At 69.3% G+C, this 14,989-nt stretch carries 10 protein-coding genes and 3 CRISPR repeat arrays; of the genes, 5 read left to right on the top strand and 5 right to left on the bottom strand.

Translation table 11 applies throughout. The features are described 5' to 3' along the window. Positions 1 to 192: 192 nt before the first annotated feature. Positions 193 to 1,680: an MFS transporter gene (locus tag AB0P03_RS26025; protein WP_363631033.1), complete on the bottom strand. Its 1,488-nt coding sequence runs from the start codon at positions 1,678 to 1,680 to the stop codon at positions 193 to 195. An 87-nt stretch (positions 1,681 to 1,767) separates the two neighbouring features. On the opposite strand from AB0P03_RS26025, the gene AB0P03_RS26020 reads away from it, so the two are divergent. The 4 genes from AB0P03_RS26020 (at position 1,768) to AB0P03_RS26005 (ending at position 5,140) form a co-directional block, all read left to right on the top strand. Next, on the top strand, positions 1,768 to 2,388 hold the full coding sequence (locus AB0P03_RS26020) for a TetR/AcrR family transcriptional regulator (RefSeq protein WP_363631031.1): 621 nt from the start codon (positions 1,768 to 1,770) through the stop codon (positions 2,386 to 2,388). Between the two features lie 211 nt (positions 2,389 to 2,599). Then, positions 2,600 to 2,680, top strand: coding sequence for a tryptorubin family RiPP precursor (locus AB0P03_RS26015; RefSeq protein ID WP_224285092.1), 81 nt, complete (start codon positions 2,600 to 2,602; stop codon positions 2,678 to 2,680). A 134-nt stretch (positions 2,681 to 2,814) separates the two neighbouring features. Next, positions 2,815 to 3,873 carry a cytochrome P450 gene (locus AB0P03_RS26010; protein ID WP_363588662.1) on the top strand — a complete coding sequence of 353 codons (1,059 nt, stop codon included), beginning with the start codon at positions 2,815 to 2,817 and terminating at the stop codon, positions 3,871 to 3,873. Between the two features lie 4 nt (positions 3,874 to 3,877). Continuing rightward, positions 3,878 to 5,140: a cytochrome P450 gene (locus tag AB0P03_RS26005; protein ID WP_363631029.1), complete on the top strand. Its 1,263-nt coding sequence runs from the start codon at positions 3,878 to 3,880 to the stop codon at positions 5,138 to 5,140. Between the two features lie 1,309 nt (positions 5,141 to 6,449). Here the strand turns inward: AB0P03_RS26005 and AB0P03_RS26000 are convergent. Next, complete coding sequence (locus AB0P03_RS26000) at positions 6,450 to 7,208, bottom strand: GntR family transcriptional regulator (protein ID WP_363621546.1); 759 nt, start codon at positions 7,206 to 7,208, stop codon at positions 6,450 to 6,452. Between the two features lie 670 nt (positions 7,209 to 7,878). On the opposite strand from AB0P03_RS26000, the gene AB0P03_RS25995 reads away from it, so the two are divergent. Next, on the top strand, positions 7,879 to 8,394 hold the full coding sequence (locus AB0P03_RS25995; protein WP_363631027.1) for a hypothetical protein: 516 nt from the start codon (positions 7,879 to 7,881) through the stop codon (positions 8,392 to 8,394). Between the two features lie 238 nt (positions 8,395 to 8,632). Here AB0P03_RS25995 and AB0P03_RS25990 read toward each other — a convergent pair whose 3' ends face one another. From AB0P03_RS25990 to AB0P03_RS25980, 3 genes are all read right to left on the bottom strand, one after another. Next, positions 8,633 to 8,812, bottom strand: coding sequence for a helix-turn-helix transcriptional regulator (locus AB0P03_RS25990; protein ID WP_363631121.1), 180 nt, complete (start codon positions 8,810 to 8,812; stop codon positions 8,633 to 8,635). 614 nt (positions 8,813 to 9,426) lie between these two features. Next, positions 9,427 to 10,063: a CRISPR direct-repeat array (repeat unit 28 nt; unit sequence ATCGGCCCCGCGCTCGCGGGGATCGCTC). A 330-nt stretch (positions 10,064 to 10,393) separates the two neighbouring features. Then, a CRISPR array of direct repeats spans positions 10,394 to 10,786; the repeat unit is 29 nt; unit sequence ATCGGCCCCGCACACGCGGGGATTGCTCC. A 163-nt stretch (positions 10,787 to 10,949) separates the two neighbouring features. Then, the gene (locus tag AB0P03_RS25985; protein ID WP_363631026.1) at positions 10,950 to 11,477 is read right to left on the bottom strand and encodes a hypothetical protein; all 528 of its coding nucleotides are present in this window, start codon (positions 11,475 to 11,477) and stop codon (positions 10,950 to 10,952) included. Continuing rightward, the gene (locus AB0P03_RS25980) at positions 11,474 to 12,631 is read right to left on the bottom strand and encodes an XRE family transcriptional regulator (RefSeq protein ID WP_363588674.1); all 1,158 of its coding nucleotides are present in this window, start codon (positions 12,629 to 12,631) and stop codon (positions 11,474 to 11,476) included. Before AB0P03_RS25980 ends, AB0P03_RS25985 begins: the two co-directional genes overlap by 4 nt. 710 nt (positions 12,632 to 13,341) lie before the next feature. After that, positions 13,342 to 14,467: direct repeats of the CRISPR family, unit length 29 nt; unit sequence GTCGGCCCCGCGCTCGCGGGGATCGCTCC. Positions 14,468 to 14,989 lie beyond the last annotated feature (522 nt).

The following is a 14,989-nucleotide window of genomic DNA, read 5'->3' as shown; positions in this document are numbered from 1 at the left end:
GAGGCACCGCCGTACACCGCCGCGCACCGCCGCGCACCGTCGTACAGGGAGCACGCGAGGGCGCTCACCCCGTAGCCGTCGAGGGCAGGGTGAGCGCCTTCGTGCGTCCGGAGGCCGCCGTTCGGTCGCCGTTGTTCGGTCGCCGCCGTTCGGTCGCCGTTGTTCGGTCGCGCGTCCGGAGGCCGCCGTTCGTCAGACCGGAGTGACCGGCACGTCCTCGCGCACGGAGCGCTCGCCCCTGGGTACGGCCAGCAGGGTGATGAGCACGCCGAGCAGGGCGAAGCCCGCCCCGACGGCGAACGCGAGCCGGAAGCCCTCCGTCATCGCGTCGGCCGTGGCCGGGCCACCGGCCTGCTTGCCCTCAAGGAGCTCCCTGATACGGGCGTTGGCCACCGAGGAGAGCACGGCGAGGCCGAGCGCGCCGCCGATCTGCTGGGTGGTGTTGATGAGGCCGGAGGCGAGACCCGACTCCTGCGGTGTCACACCGGAGACGGCGACGATGGTCACGGGCACGAACGAGAACCCGAGTCCGAGTGCCGCGACCACCGAGGGCAGGAGCACGTCCCCGGCGAACGTGCCGTCGGCGGGGATGCGGGTGAACAGCAGGAGCCCCACCGCGGTGAGCGCCAGACCGCAGGCGAGGACGGGCCTGGGCCCGACCTTGGTCACCAGCTGCGAGGCCGCACCGGCGGCGACGATGCTCGCCGCCGAGAAGGGCAGATAGGACAGTCCGGCCTCCAGCGCGGAGAAGCCGAGCACCTGCTGGAGGTAGAGGGAGATGAAGAAGAACATCGACAGCAGCGCGGCGCCCACCAGCAGGGACACCGCGTTGGCGCTGGAGAGGTTGCGGTTGCGGAAGATCCGCAACGGCATCACCGGGTGCTTGACGAGGCGCAGTTCGACCAGGGCGAAGACCAGCAGCAGGACGGCCGCGAGGCCCAGCAGCCCGATGGTCCTGGCCGAGCCCCAGCCCGCCCGCTCGGCGTCCACGAGCGCGTAGACCAGCACGCTGAGACCGCCGGTGACCAGTGCGGCACCGGCGAAGTCGATGCCCGTGCGCTCGTGGCCGCGGCTCTCGCGGACGAACCCCGGCGTGAGGACGGCGGCGACGACGCAGATCGGCACGTTGACGAACATCACCCACTCCCAGCCCGCCCACTGGGTGAGCACACCGCCGAGCAGCACGCCGATGGCACCGCCCGCTCCGGCGAGCGCGCCCCAGATGCCGAGGGCCTTGTTGCGTTCGGCGCCTTCGGTGAAGGTCGTGGTGACGATCGACAGGGCGGCCGGCGCGATGATCGCGGCGCCGAGGCCCTGCCCCACCCGCGCGGCGATCAGCAGGCCCGCGGTCGGTGCGAGACCGCCGAGCAGCGACGTGGCGGCGAACAGGCCGAGTCCGGTCATGAACACCCGCCGCCGTCCGAGCAGATCGGCGGTCCGGCCGCCGAGCAGCAGGAAGCCGCCGAAGGCGAGTGCGTAGGCGTTGACGATCCACTGGACGTCGGAGTCGGCGAAGTGCAGGTCCCGCTGGATCGAGGGCAGCGCGACGTTCACGATCGAGGCGTCGAGCACCACCGTCAACTGGGCGACGGCCAGGACGACGAGCGCCTTCCAGCGGAGAGGATCCGGGGAGGAGGTCGAGGTCGAGGTCGATAAGGAGGAAGTGGGAGGCACGGCCATGGGAGGGATACGCTCCTGTGGGTTAAAGTGGTAACCGGAATCGGACTCACGGTTCCGGATGGCGACGATACGGAGGCGCGGTTCCCCTTGTCAAACACCCCTTCCCCTCCCCCTTCCCGTTCCAGCACACCCACCGGCGGCAAGCTGCGCTCCGACGCCGCCCGCAACCGGCTCAAGGTGCTCGACGCCGCCCGAGCCGCCTTCTCCGAGTCCGGGCGGGACGCGCAGATGGGCGACATCGCCCGCCGGGCCGGGGTGGGCGTCGGGACGGTGTACCGCCACTTCCCGACCAAGGAATCGCTGGCGGAAGCGATCGTGGAGCACCGGTTCCAGCAGACCCTGGACTTCCTCAGGAACGAGGTGCTCCCCGACCCCGACCCCTGGCACGGCCTCGCCCGCTCCCTGGAGTTCTGCGGAATCATGCAGGAACAGGACCGGGGCTACGCGGAGACGGTCACCGCGATGGTCGGCGGCAGCACGTTCGACGCAGCGGCGATCGCCGAACTCAACGAACTCACCGACAAGGTGCTCAAGCGCGCCCAGGCCGAGGGTTCGGTGCGGGAGGACCTGACCGTCGCGGACGTGTCACCGCTCTACATCGGCCTCTGCCACGTCGTGCAGGCCGGGGTCACCGACTGGCGCCGCTACCTGGGCATCATCCTCGACGGGCTGCGCCCGCGACGGTGCGCGGACTGCTCCGGCGACTGACACCGTCAGCCGCCGGGGGGCAAATCAGGAAAGCCGGGGGGGCGAATCAGGAAATCCGCTGGCAAACCCCCCACCTCCCCGAGCCTCTCGACAAGAACCTCCCCCGACAGTGAACCTGATGGGGAGCCGGCTGCGTGTCTACGTCTGTAGGGCGACTGCAGAGTCGGCTTACGTTCGCTCAGCCACCTGGTAACGAAAGGGAGACCCAAAGATGAAGATCCTGTTCGCCATCCGTGACGCGTCCTTCGCCAAGAAGAGCCTGAAGGCCAGCGCTTGGTACATCTGGTACTAAGCCGGCTGATCGGTACCTCCGGTACCTGAACAGCTGATCCGCCCCCGCCCCTGCCCCCCCTCGCGGCCTCCGCCGGGAGATCGGGCCCGGGGCGGGGGCGGAGACCGGTCCCGGCAAAGTCTCGGAGACATCACATGGCCCTCTCCCCCGCCTCCGCCCGTTCGCGAACCACCGTGCTCTCCCCCCGACTTGAGGCCCTGCTCAGGGACCATCTGGGCAAGGACGCCGTCCGGCTCGAACCCGACACGATCGGGGTCGCCGGGCCCGAGCTCACCGACCGGATCCTCGCCGCCCGGCGCGCCACCGAGATCGAACGGCCCACCTTCAAACCGCTGCACGGACGTTCGATCACCCGCACCGAGGCGTCCTCGGTGACCCGGACGATCGGCAGCGACGTGCGCGAGGCACTGAAGGCCCCGCTGCCGCCGAACATCGACCTGTCCGGCCCGTGGCCGCTCACCGGACACCTCTTCCTGCGCGACCTCATCCTCGGCCGGGACCCGCGCCGGCTGCGGATCCTGATGAGCCGCAACCTCGAACTGACGCCGCTGCTCACCTGGTTGGTGATCTCGGCCGGCGCCGCACTGCCCGGCAGGCCCAAGCCCGGCGACGACCTCACCGAGCTCGGCAAGCTCACCGCGAAGGCCGCCAACTACCAGGACCGACGGTACGCGCTCGGCATGTACCGCCGAGCCGCCGCACCGGTCTGCTTCACCATCTCCACCCTGGTCGCGAACGCGCTCTGGCTCGGCGCGCCGTTCGACGACAGCACGCCGAACCGGAACATCATCTTCGAGTCGCTGCGCCTGCTGCCGCCGTCCTGGAACATCCTGCGCCGCGCCTCGCCCGAGTACCCCGCGATCGACCCGCGGATCGGCGCGGGCGACGACGTCCTCGTCCTGCCGCTGCTCTCGCACCGCGACCCGGCCCTGTGGGAGGACCCGCACGAGTTCCGCCCGGAGCGCTGGGACCACCTCGACCCGGACAGCACTCCCGGCTACCTGCCGTTCGGGCACTCCTCCGAACGCTGCTGGGGCCGGCACATGGTGATGCCGCTCGCCGAGCTGCTGCTGGACCAGATCCGTACGGCCGGCCTGGTCGTCGACCCCGAGCAGCGGACCGCCAAGGTGCCGCTGCTCGGCCTGCTCGGCGTCAGCGAGGTCCGCGTCCTGAAGCCACGCGATACACACTGATCACATGCACGCCGAACACATACGCACCGAACACAGCGCCACCGAACCGGAGCTCGCCGACGGCCAGTTCTACGCCGACCCGCACGCCGCGTACCGCCGCTGGCGCAGCGAGGGCGGCGCCCGCAAGGTCCGGTTCGGCGGCGCGGCCGGACTCGAAGGCTGGGTCGTCACCGGCCACGCCGAGTGCCGGGCCGCCCTCACCGACCCCCGGCTGAGCAAGAAGGCCGTCACCGAGGCGTTCGCCCGACACGTCGGGAACTCCGAGGGCGGCCCGGGCCGCGACCTGATGTCGCACATGCTCAACTCCGACCCCCCGGAGCACACCCGACTGCGCAAGCTGGTCCAACAGGCTTACACCGGGCGGCAGGTGGCGACCCTACGCCCGATGGTCGAGCGCCACGTCGGCGCACTGCTGGACCAGCTGGACGGCCCCGACTCGATCGAGCTGATCAGCGAGTTCGCGCTGCCGCTGCCACTCGCGGTCGTCTTCGAGCTGTTCGGCGCGCCGCAGGCCGAACGGGAGAACCTCCAAGTGCGGGGCAACGCGGTCGATGCCGCCCCGGAGGCGGACGGCGAGGCGGACGGCGGAGCGGACGGCGAAGTCTCGGTGGAGACCGCCGAAGGCATGGCGGACTACCTGCGCGCCCTGGTCGACCACAAGCGCACCCACCCGGGCGACGACCTGATCTCCGAACTCCTCGCCGCCCAGGCGGACGGCGACCGGCTGACCGAGGCCGAGATCACCTCGATGGCGTTCCTGCTCGCCATCGCCGGCCACCAGACCACCGTCAACCTGATCGCGAACGGCATCCACGCTCTGCTCGGCCACCCCGAGCAACTCGCGGCGCTGCGCGCGGATCCGGCACTGCTTCCCGGCGCGATCGAGGAAGTCCTGCGCTACGAGAGCCCGTTCAGCATCGCCTCGCTGCGCCGCACGACCGAGCCGGTGACCATCGCGGGCACCACGATCCCGGCCGGCGAGTTCGTCCAGATCGCCCTGCTCGCCGCCAACCGCGACCCGGCCGTCTTCACCGACCCCGACCGCTTCGACATCACCCGCCCGGGCGCCACCCGACACCTCGCGTTCGGCCACGGCATCCACCACTGCCTCGGCGCACAACTCGGCCGCCTCCAGGCCGAGGTAGCGTTCACCGAACTGCTGCGCCGCTTCCCCGCCCTGCGCCTGGCCGAACCGGCCGAGACCGCGCAGTGGCAGGACAACCCGAGGCACCGCGGGCTGCTCAGCCTGCAGCTACTGCTGCACTGACGCCGGCAGGCCCCCACCCGCCCAGCGCCGGTGGGGGCCGAGCACATCACCTGCTCGGTCCGGGCCCGCCCATCCGACGCACCCCGTCGAGGACCAACTCCACACACCAGAACGGTCTCCACCGCGGTAAGTGGCAACTCCCCCTGATAGCCGTGCTCCCACGCGCCGACTTCCAGGCCTCACTGCGGCGGCGTTGAAGCTCTACGACCTTCCCCATGCCCGGGGCCAACTACCCCAAGGCCAGCAACACTCACCGTGGCAACCGGCGACCTGCCCCGCCCCACTACGCTCCGCCCAGCAGCACCCGCCGCGCACCTGTCCCACATGAACACCACCCGGCGGACAACCTCCTCAGCCGCGCATCCCGCACAACCAGGCGAACAGACCTGGCCCCGCAAGACCATTCAGGCGCCGCCACGTCACCATCGGCAGGCAGCGGCCCCGAATAATCTCGGCCACTGCCCCAGCGTCCAGCATCTACGACAGCAACAGGCTGCCCCTAACCTCGGACGGGCATCACTGCCGACGGTCCTCAACCTCCACGTGCGAGTACGCTTCGAGAACTCAGGCCACGACACCGACAACCGCCCCTGAGGCAAGGAAAGATGGCAACAACACATCGGCCGTTCGACGGATCCTCCACCAATCGAACTGAACCAATCAGGCCCCTCGACTGCTAATCACCCCAGGTCAAAAAGCATCGGCCCCGCGCCCGCGGGGATTGCTCCTGCCCGTGCAAGGGCGAAGGCCACGGCACCGAATCGGCCCCGCGCCCGCGGGGATTGCTCCCGCTCGGATATCGCGTGGGCGGACTTCCACGCATCGGCCCCGCGCTCGCGGGGATCGCTCCCATCGGTCGCGATGGTGGGTGGCTCCAACTCCATCGGCCCCGCGCTCGCGGGGATCGCTCCTGGGATCCGCGCGATGGCGACGGCGATCTGCGATCGGCCCCGCACACGCGGGGATTGCTCCCGCCGCTCGATGTCCTGCTCCACCTTGTACGGGTTGGCCCCGCACATGCGGGGATTGCTCCAGCACCGGCTCGCCGGGGAACAGCACGGCCCAGTCGGCCCCGCGCTCGCGGGGATTGCTCCTCCGCCGGCCGGTATCGGGCCTTGCGCTCCTTATCGGCCCCGCGCTCGCGGGGATCGCTCCGCCCCCGCTCGGCTTCGGCCGGGCGGGGGCGCTTCGTCGTTACGGGGTGTCGTGCGTCCACTGCCACACGCCGTCCGCGTCCGGCTCATACCAGGACCGTCCGTCGGCGTACCGGCCATGCCGCCACCACACGACTGGCATCGGACCATGCAGGTCAGGAACGTGGGGCGCGCCCGTACTCAGCAACCCAGCGCGAGGTGAGCACGATGTCTGCGGTCTCAACTGGGCGCCCGGTGGCCTGGTCGTAGTAGGTCCGTTCAATTGCCATCACCGGGACAGCGGGTGCAACGCCGAGGGTCTGAGCCTCAGGTCGCGTGGCAGCCCTGGCACTCACGCGCTCAACGGGCACGCCCACGTCGATGCCGATGATCGCCATGCGGTCGGCGACGCCGATACCAGCGTGTGGACCGGCCTCGGGCAGGACAACCAAGCTGCCGCCAGTGGTGGCCATCGGTTCCCAGCTCTCTGCGAGCTGCACCGGGTCTCCGTCGGCCAGGTACACGTAGGTCGTGTGCATCACCGGATCGCCGGGCTGGATTTCCAGCCGGGCCGCGATGCGGGCCTCGGCGGCACGCGGCTGAGATTCGTGCCGCCAAGTACCGGCGACACCCTGTCTGGCGAGGGTGGCCTCCGTCGGGCTGCCGTCGCCGCGGGGTACGCGTTGACGGCGCACCAGGACGGTGGGCGGTTCCTGGCTGCGGACGTAGTAGCCGCGGCCATGGCGGGCGACGACCAGGCCCTCGGATTCGAGTAGCCGGTAGGCGTTCTGGCCGACGCCGTGGGAGTAGCCGAATTCCTCACGCAGTGCAGCGAGAGACGGCAACTGGGCTCCGGCTGCGAGCTGGCCGGTGAGGATCCGTTCGCGGATGTGGTCTGCGATGCGGAGGTAGGGGGATTCGGCGTCGCCTGCCATGCATGTCCTCCTACGTTCCGTGCTCGGTGGGTGACAGAGTATGCGGCCAGGCCCTACTGTATGTGTAGACCTAATCCTTACATGTACTGAGGGATCGGTGCAGATCGGCATGTGCGCAGGAGCCGTGAAGGCTGCGCTCGGTCAGGCCACAGGCGCCCACGTACGCGTTACGCGCCCCAACGCTGGAGTAGTGCGCCTGAGCGTCCTCGCGCCTGTCGACGAATCAGTCGAACGCTGGGCTGATGTTCTGGCCATCGTGCAGTCCTGCACCTCATGGGGATCCACGGACGCAACTGGCGCGGTGGTCGTTTGGGCCGAACTGGAGGAGCCGCAATGATCGCCAGACCGGACGTCCCGTCCGGCATCGTCATCACTCTGGACACAGCCCAGGCCCGGCGCTACGTCAGCGCAGAGTGCCAACTCGGCGCCCACCACGGGCGTCCCGGCGGACTGTGGAACGAGTGCGGTGCTCGGGTGCTGGTATGCCTCTGCGGCCGATCGGGGTGCCCCTGCGTTCGCAACCTGCCGAGCGGATCTCCCACCGGTGGCCCGAACCAGCCCCTCGCGATCAGGTCGAAACGCCCTGATCAACCCTCCGCCTCCTCCCGGGCCTGACGACGACGTCAGCCCAGGAGGTTGCACCACTCGACACACCGAGAGGAGCACTACCATGATCATTCCCGAACCCACCCCGGCGCTGGCGCCGCCCCCGACCGCTCCGGAGCAGTTCGTGAGCGCGGCGACGTTCGACTCCGCCATCTCCACCGTGCTCTCCAACAACGAGGGCATGGACGTCGCGATGGCCACCCGGATCACCCGGGAAGCCATCGCGTTCGTGGTTGTGGGCGCCCGCCGCCCGCACCTGGCCATGGCGCCGTCCAGGATCGTGGACGAGGGCTGGCACGCGTTCCTCGTCCACACCGAGGCGTACGCCGAGTTATGCGAGCGCGAGGGCCGGTTCGTGCACCACAGCCCGGGATTCGACCCGGGCAACTTCGACCAGGACATCATGGAGCAGACCCAAGCTGCCATCCGGGAGGCGGGCTTCGAGGTCGACCAGGAACTGTGGCGGCCGCCGACGGACGACAGCCTGGTGACCGTAGCGGCGAGCTGTCAGCACTCGCCCAGCTGTTCAATCAGGCCGATGAAGAAACCGGAGAAGCCCTGCACCAAGCCCGCTGAATAGCGGACTCGGAACGCGTAGGCTGCCGGCACACGAGTAGGAGGCATCCGATGGAGTGGATCGATCCGCGGTACGCAGACCTGGTCGCGTGCTACCGGCAGCAGGACTTCGAAGCTTTCGGGCCATTGCTCGAACGTCCCGACGGCGAGCCTGTACCCCCGCGGCTCGGGTTCGTCATGGAGCCGCTTCGAGACGAGTAGCAGCAGGTCAAGGCCCTGACCGGCCCGATGGCCGGCCAGGGCTACTCGTCGCGGACCAGGCGCCAGAGTGGCACGTCGATTGCCCGCGCGATGGCGCCGAGTTGGTCGAGCGTCGCAGGTGCGAGGCCGTTCTCGATCCGCCCAATCGTGCGCCGGTCAAGTCCGGCGCGCTCCCCAAGCCGCTCCTGCATGGGGTCCGCCTGTCGCCTGAGCGAGAGAATCCGGGCCCCGACGTCTCGCCGGTCGCGGATCTGCTGTTCGTCGGGTTGGTACGGGGCAGGTACCCCTTGATGCTGACCGGATCGTGATCAAAAGTCTGTACCGATATGCCGCCACTTATAGAGCATCCGTTCGACAGGATTGACCCACCGCAGCCCGAAGGGACCAACCGGGAGCACACTCTGAGCGCCACCTACGCCATACCGGCCCCGCGCCCGCGGGGATTGCTCCGACCTGACCCGGACCCAGCTGCTCACAGTCTCGTCGGCCCAGCGCTCGCAGGGATTGTTCCGCACATTGCCATCGCCGAACTCGCGCTGCTGGCAACACACTTGCGTGGGCTGCTCCGCGGCAGATCCCCAACCCGCCCGGCGGACTTACCCCACAGCACACCCAGCCAGCCCCTGACCTCGGGCAGGTACCGCTGCCAGCGGTCCTCAATCATCGTCTCAATCTCCACGTGCGGGTACGCTTCAGGGAGTCAGGCCACGACACTGACAATCAGCCCTGGGGCAAGGAAAGATGGCAACAACGCATCGGCTGTTCGACGGGACTTCTACCGATCGAACTGAGCCAATCAAGCCCCTCAGCCGCTAATCACCGCAGGTCAGGAAGTATCGGCCCCGCGCTCGCGGGGATCGCTCCGCGGGCGAGTTCGCGGACGGCAAGCTGCCGAGATCGGCCCCGCGCTCGCGGGGATCGCTCCCAGCGATGCCGGTAGATGCGGCCGGCGGTGTCATCGGCCCCGCGCTCGCGGGGATCGCTCCTGGTGCAGTTTCGCCCGGTCGTCCGTCCCGGCATCGGCCCCGCGCTCGCGGGGATCGCTCGACGGTGCCGGGCATGCGGCTGATGGTCCAGGAATCGGCCCCGCGCTCGCGGGGATCGCTCCCGGGCCATCAGGGCACCAGCGGCGGATCGAGGATCGGCCCCGCGCTCGCGGGGATCGCTCCGTGATCCGGTAGGGGCCGGGCCGCAGCTCCAGATCGGCCCCGCGCTCGCGGGGATCGCTCGCTGTTCGCCCCCGCCCGGGTGCTCGCCCTGCTATCGGCCCCGCGCTCGCGGGGATCGCTCCGACGGGCACCTCGCCACGTGGCGCAGAGGCGAATCGGCCCCGCGCTCGCGGGGATCGCTCCAGCGGGTGTTCGGAGGCACGTGGGAGCAGGTGATCGGCCCCGCGCTCGCGGGGATTACTCCATCCCGATGAAGCTCTGTGGGAGCGCATTCCGTCGGCCCCGCGCTCGCGGGGATTGTTCTGCGGGGCACATCGCCATCGCCGAACTCACGCTGTTGGCGCCACATTTGTGGGGACTGATCCGTGGCAGATCCCCAACCCACCCGGCGGACTTACCCCACAGCGCACCCAGCCAGCCCCTGACCTCGGACAGGTACCGATGCCAGCAGTCCTCAATCATCGTCTCAATCTCCACGCGCGGGTACGCTTCGCGGAGTCAGGCCACGACACTGACAACCAGCCCTGGGACAAGAAGAAATGACAACAGCACATCGGCTGTTCGACGGGACCTCTACCAATCGAACTGAATCAATCAAGCCCCTCAGTCGCTAATCACCGCAGGTCAGAAAGTATCGGCCCCGCACACGCGGGGATTGCTCCTCGACCGGGGCGAAGCCGTCCTGCGAATGATCATCGGCCCCGCACACGCGGGGATTGCTCCGGCCTTGTCCACCTTGAGAGCGCCGTTCTTCGATCGGCCCCGCACACGCGGGGATTGCTCCCGGCCCATCGACCCGGTGACTGGCCGCGCCAAATCGGCCCCGCACACGCGGGGATTGCTCCCAGAGCCCCGTGCCGCCGTTGGTCGTACTGCCATCGGCCCCGCACACGCGGGGATTGCTCCGCGTTGGCCCTGCGCTACGCAGTCCGGTTTACATCGGCCCCGCACACGCGGGGATTGCTCCGACGTCGTCTCGGCGGGCATGATCGCAACCTGGTCGGCCCCGCGTGCGGGGATTGCTCCTTGGCATCCCCCGGCCGGTGATCTCGGCGGCCCAACCGGCCCCGCACCTGCGAGGGCTTCAAGAAGCCACTGTCGTGCGATCCGATCGGGGTGTTCGGCGTGGCGACGCCGGACGCCGCTGCGCCCCACCCCGAAGACCCCGGGGTGGAGCGCAGCGGCGTGTTCAGCGCATCAGATCGTCTGCGGTGGCGGGCAGCCGTATGGACTGACCGTTCGTCACCATTCGCTGGAGAAGGGCGAACCCCTCCTGCTTCGAGACGATGAACCCCACGCACGCCACCGCCATCGCGTCCTTGGTGCGCATCGTCGGGATCCCTCTGTGTCGCGCGAGGTCCAGCGACGCCTTGTCGTCGCTGATCCACGTGGCCTCTTTGAACTCCACCCGGGTGCTGATGACGTGCAGGGTCTCGGACTCCCCGAGATGCTTGAGCGGATCCGACGGGCTGCCGAAGAACACACCCTGTCGAATCCGCTCCACGGCCTCGGGGTCGTCGACTTCGATCGGATCCCCCAGCCAGCGGGAGACGTCAGGTGGGTCCAGGGCCGGCAGAAATCGAGATGATCGCTTGGCTTCGTACGCCACTGCTTCCGTCCATCGGCCCCGGCCGCTCAGTACGTTTTCCAGGATGTCGAGCCTGGAGACGGACGTGAAGTTGCACAGGACCGTGTTGTCGGGAAAGCAGATGATCATGGGCTGAACGCGAGCTCCGTTCCGGGATCGGACGGTGCCGCCTGCTGCTGCTCAGGCTCGAGCTGGGCGGGCTCCAGGAGGTCTAGGAGCACGTCCGGGTCGAGGTCCAGGAGGGCTGCCAGCGGCCGGACTGTCGTATCACCCGAAGCATAAGCCTTGATTGCCAGCTCTGTTAGTCGTCGAGGATGCCAACCACGTTGGCTGCGCTCGGTGTTGACCATGTGCTGCTCCAGGGCCCCCGCGGCGCCGGCGATCCTGGCGCCGTCGGCTGTCAACATCGCGCCCCACTGCCTGCGCTGATCAGCAGTCAGAACTCCCAACACCTTCAACCGGGTTGCCATCGCGCTCGGCGACACGCGGTACTTCCAGGCCAGCTCCGCCACCAGGTCACCGCCGGCCGTTCGGTCCCGGGCGTCGGCCAGAACAGTGGTACGCGGCATCAGGAACTCCGCGGCGAACGCGTTCGCCTGCACTTCCATCGCAGTGGTCGACCGGCCCGGTTGCACCTTCTCGACGACTGCCTCGTCATGCGCGTCGCCGGCGAGGATATGGCCGAGTTCGTGGGCAAGGGTGAACCGCTGGCGTGTCCACACATTGGTTTTGGCAACGAGGATGAGGTCGAAGCTGTCGGTCGACCAGGACAGGCCGTCCAGCTTGTCGGGAAGATCGACGCCCGCGATCTCCACGCCGAAGGCCTGCTCGAAACTTGAGGCGAGGTTCTGGGTCGAGAGGGTCCAGGGGTCGGTTCCCACTGCTTCCAGGGCGGCCTGGGCGAGCTGTGTGCCGTCGATTCCCTCTGGGCGGTTGTGGGCGCGCCTCGGCAGGTCACTCCCGATCCGCGCCAAGGCGTCGATCACCTGCTCGTACCGGCCCAGGAGTGTGCGCACTTCGTCGGTGGTGTGCTCGCAGGCGCCCGCCTTCCGCGCGGCGGCGCCGAGCGCCGAGCGCGGCTCGACGCCGCGCAGCAGCCAGTCAACGGTTCTGCCGCCGAAATCGGCGATCAGCGCTAGTTCGAGGGAGGTGAAGCGGCGTTTCCCGCCAAGAGACTTCGACAGCTTGTCTGGGGAGATTCCAATGCGCTCCGCCATGACGGCCTGGGTCTCACCCGTTGAGCCGATGACCTGACGCACGCGTTCAATCAGTCCGGCATCCATGCTGCGACCGTACAGTCGCGTTGCGATTCTCGCAATCGACATGACCAGGTTGTGACCTGGGGTTCACCCGCCTGAGTGAGTGCGCGGCGCGCACTGACGGCGACGCCTCGACAGGCACCCTGACCTGTGGAGATACAATCGCGGCCACACGGCGATTGGGCGCCGCCAGGCGCAGTGGCGAGCCAGATCGGCAATGGCCGCTGCAATCATTGGTACAGACCACGCCGCACGTCATTGCTTCGGGGATGCGTCCACCCAAGCCCTCCCTGCGTAGGCCAGGACACGGCTGCGCAGCCGGTCAGGAGAGGCTGATGATCTGCAGAACTGTGACGCGGCGCGCCTCCTCGTTCAGCAGCAGTCGGCCTCGCGCTCGCGGGGGTTGCTCTCCGCTAGCATCAGTGCCGGTTCAGTGGCACGGGTCGGCCCCACTGTCGCGGGGATTACTCCACCTTCGGCACCATCAAGGCGAAGGCCGCGGTGTCGGCCCCGCACACGCGGGGATTGTTCCCCGAACAAGGCCAAGGGGACGGCTTGGGAGAGCTCGGCCCCGCGCTCGCGGGGATGGTTCGGGAGACCAGCCCATCACACCGGTGACCACCGGAAGCTGGTCTCGTCGAGAGGAAGAGGCATGAAGTCCGTCACGCGCCGCCTGCCTAATCGAACTGAATCAACTGACGGTCCCTGACACGAATCGCCGCAGGTCAGGAAGTGTCGGCCCCGCGCTCGCGGGGATCGCTCCGCGTCGGAGGCCAGCTTGCTGATCTTGCCCTCGTCGGCCCCGCGCTCGCGGGGATCGCTCGAAGACGGGACGTCGCTGGGCACCTGGCTCAACGTCGGCCCCGCGCTCGCGGGGATCGCTCCCGGGAGGTTCTGGGTGAGCTGGGCGGCATCACGTCGGCCCCGCGCTCGCGGGGATCGCTCCCCCGCACACCTGGACGGACCTCTTGACGATCGGTCGGCCCCGCGCTCGCGGGGATCGCTCCACCATCTGGTTCTTCGCCGTCGCCGCCCCTTCGTCGGCCCCGCGCTCGCGGGGATCGCTCCCGGATCGAGGATCTGCAGCTGGCCGCCGGGGAGTCGGCCCCGCGCTCGCGGGGATCGCTCCGAGGGCCGGTACGTCGTCATCGTGCAGGACCCGTCGGCCCCGCGCTCGCGGGGATCGCTCCAGCGTGTCGTTGGCGGTCTGGTGGGCGGTGAGGTCGGCCCCGCGCTCGCGGGGATCGCTCCGTGAGCGGCTCCACCCTGCGCAAGGACTTGACGTCGGCCCCGCGCTCGCGGGGATCGCTCCCTTGGCCGTGGGCCTACTGCCACTCCGTGACTGTCGGCCCCGCGCTCGCGGGGATCGCTCTGCGGCAGGCATGGTGGCGCAGATGCCTGGGATGTCGGCCCCGCGCTCGCGGGGATCGCTCCTTCGCCGAGCTGGAGCGGCGGGTCCAGGAGCAGTCGGCCCCGCGCTCGCGGGGATCGCTCCTGGAGGCCGAGCTGGCCACCGAACGCGCCGTCGTCGGCCCCGCGCTCGCGGGGATCGCTCCGGTGAACACGGCACCGCCCAGCGTTACCTCATGTCGCCCCGCGCTCGCGGGGATCGCTCTCTCAGCGGGGAGGAGGTCATAGCCGTGGTCCCGTCGGCCCCGCGCTCGCGGGGATCGCTCCCTTGCCCGGTGGGCGGGCTACCAGCAGGAGGGGTCGGCCCCGCGCTCGCGGGGATCGCTCTGGCCAGACCAGCGACACCTCCGCGCTCAAGTCGTCGGCCCCGCGCTCGCGGGGATCGCTCCGGGTCGCCAGGGGCCAGGGCCCCGCTGTCGATGTCGGCCCCGCGCTCGCGGGGATCGCTCCAGGCCCGGCTCCCCGGCCCGCAGGCCGTTTCCGCCTCGCGCCTCCGGGTGGGGGTTGTCGGCATCAGGGGGATCTTGGTCGGCTCGCTACCTGGGCGACGGCTCCCGGCCCTCCCGGCAGTTGGGGGGGATGCCGTCGTCGGTGGAGGCCAGGACTTTCTGGTGCTGCTCCTTCGTCCCGTGTGCCACGTTCGCGTGGTCCTTGGTCGACGGGAACGCCCGGTTGACCTTGGGGCATGCCGTCGTATCCCGCTAGTTCTGGTGCTCGGTCAGTCATGGGCCCAGATTCGGGCCCATGGCGTGATCTCTGGGGAGACATCCGGGTCTTCGGAAACCGCCATGGTGCCCACACGGGCTCAATCGAACGCGTGCTTCTTTCTCCTTCGGAAAGGTGTCGACCTCCAGGTCGGGGTATGACACCCCCGTCGCCAGCGTGGGCAACTGGCTTATAGGCGAGACTATTTGTGGCCGACAAGAGGTGGTCCCGTTGTGCGGCCCACACCCAAATCGGCGAAATCATCCG

It is taken from the genome of Kitasatospora sp. NPDC088779 (genome assembly GCF_040685395.1).
GTDB lineage: Bacteria > Actinomycetota > Actinomycetes > Streptomycetales > Streptomycetaceae > Kitasatospora.
Note: the sequence above shows the minus strand (reverse complement) of the source record. Positions and strands in the feature narration are given on the sequence as shown.

Bases quoted from the DNA above. Each gene is read 5' to 3' on its own strand.
- AB0P03_RS25985 (WP_363631026.1), bottom strand. From the start codon at position 11,477: ATGATCATCTGCTTTCCCGACAACACGGTCCTGTGCAACTTCACGTCC.
- AB0P03_RS26005 (WP_363631029.1), top strand. From the start codon at position 3,878: ATGCACGCCGAACACATACGCACCGAACACAGCGCCACCGAACCGGAG.
- AB0P03_RS25980 (WP_363588674.1), bottom strand. From the start codon at position 12,631: ATGGATGCCGGACTGATTGAACGCGTGCGTCAGGTCATCGGCTCAACG.
- AB0P03_RS26000 (WP_363621546.1), bottom strand. From the start codon at position 7,208: ATGGCAGGCGACGCCGAATCCCCCTACCTCCGCATCGCAGACCACATC.
- AB0P03_RS26010 (WP_363588662.1), top strand. From the start codon at position 2,815: ATGGCCCTCTCCCCCGCCTCCGCCCGTTCGCGAACCACCGTGCTCTCC.
- AB0P03_RS26025 (WP_363631033.1), bottom strand. From the start codon at position 1,680: ATGGCCGTGCCTCCCACTTCCTCCTTATCGACCTCGACCTCGACCTCC.
- AB0P03_RS26015 (WP_224285092.1), top strand. From the start codon at position 2,600: ATGAAGATCCTGTTCGCCATCCGTGACGCGTCCTTCGCCAAGAAGAGC.
- AB0P03_RS25995 (WP_363631027.1), top strand. From the start codon at position 7,879: ATGATCATTCCCGAACCCACCCCGGCGCTGGCGCCGCCCCCGACCGCT.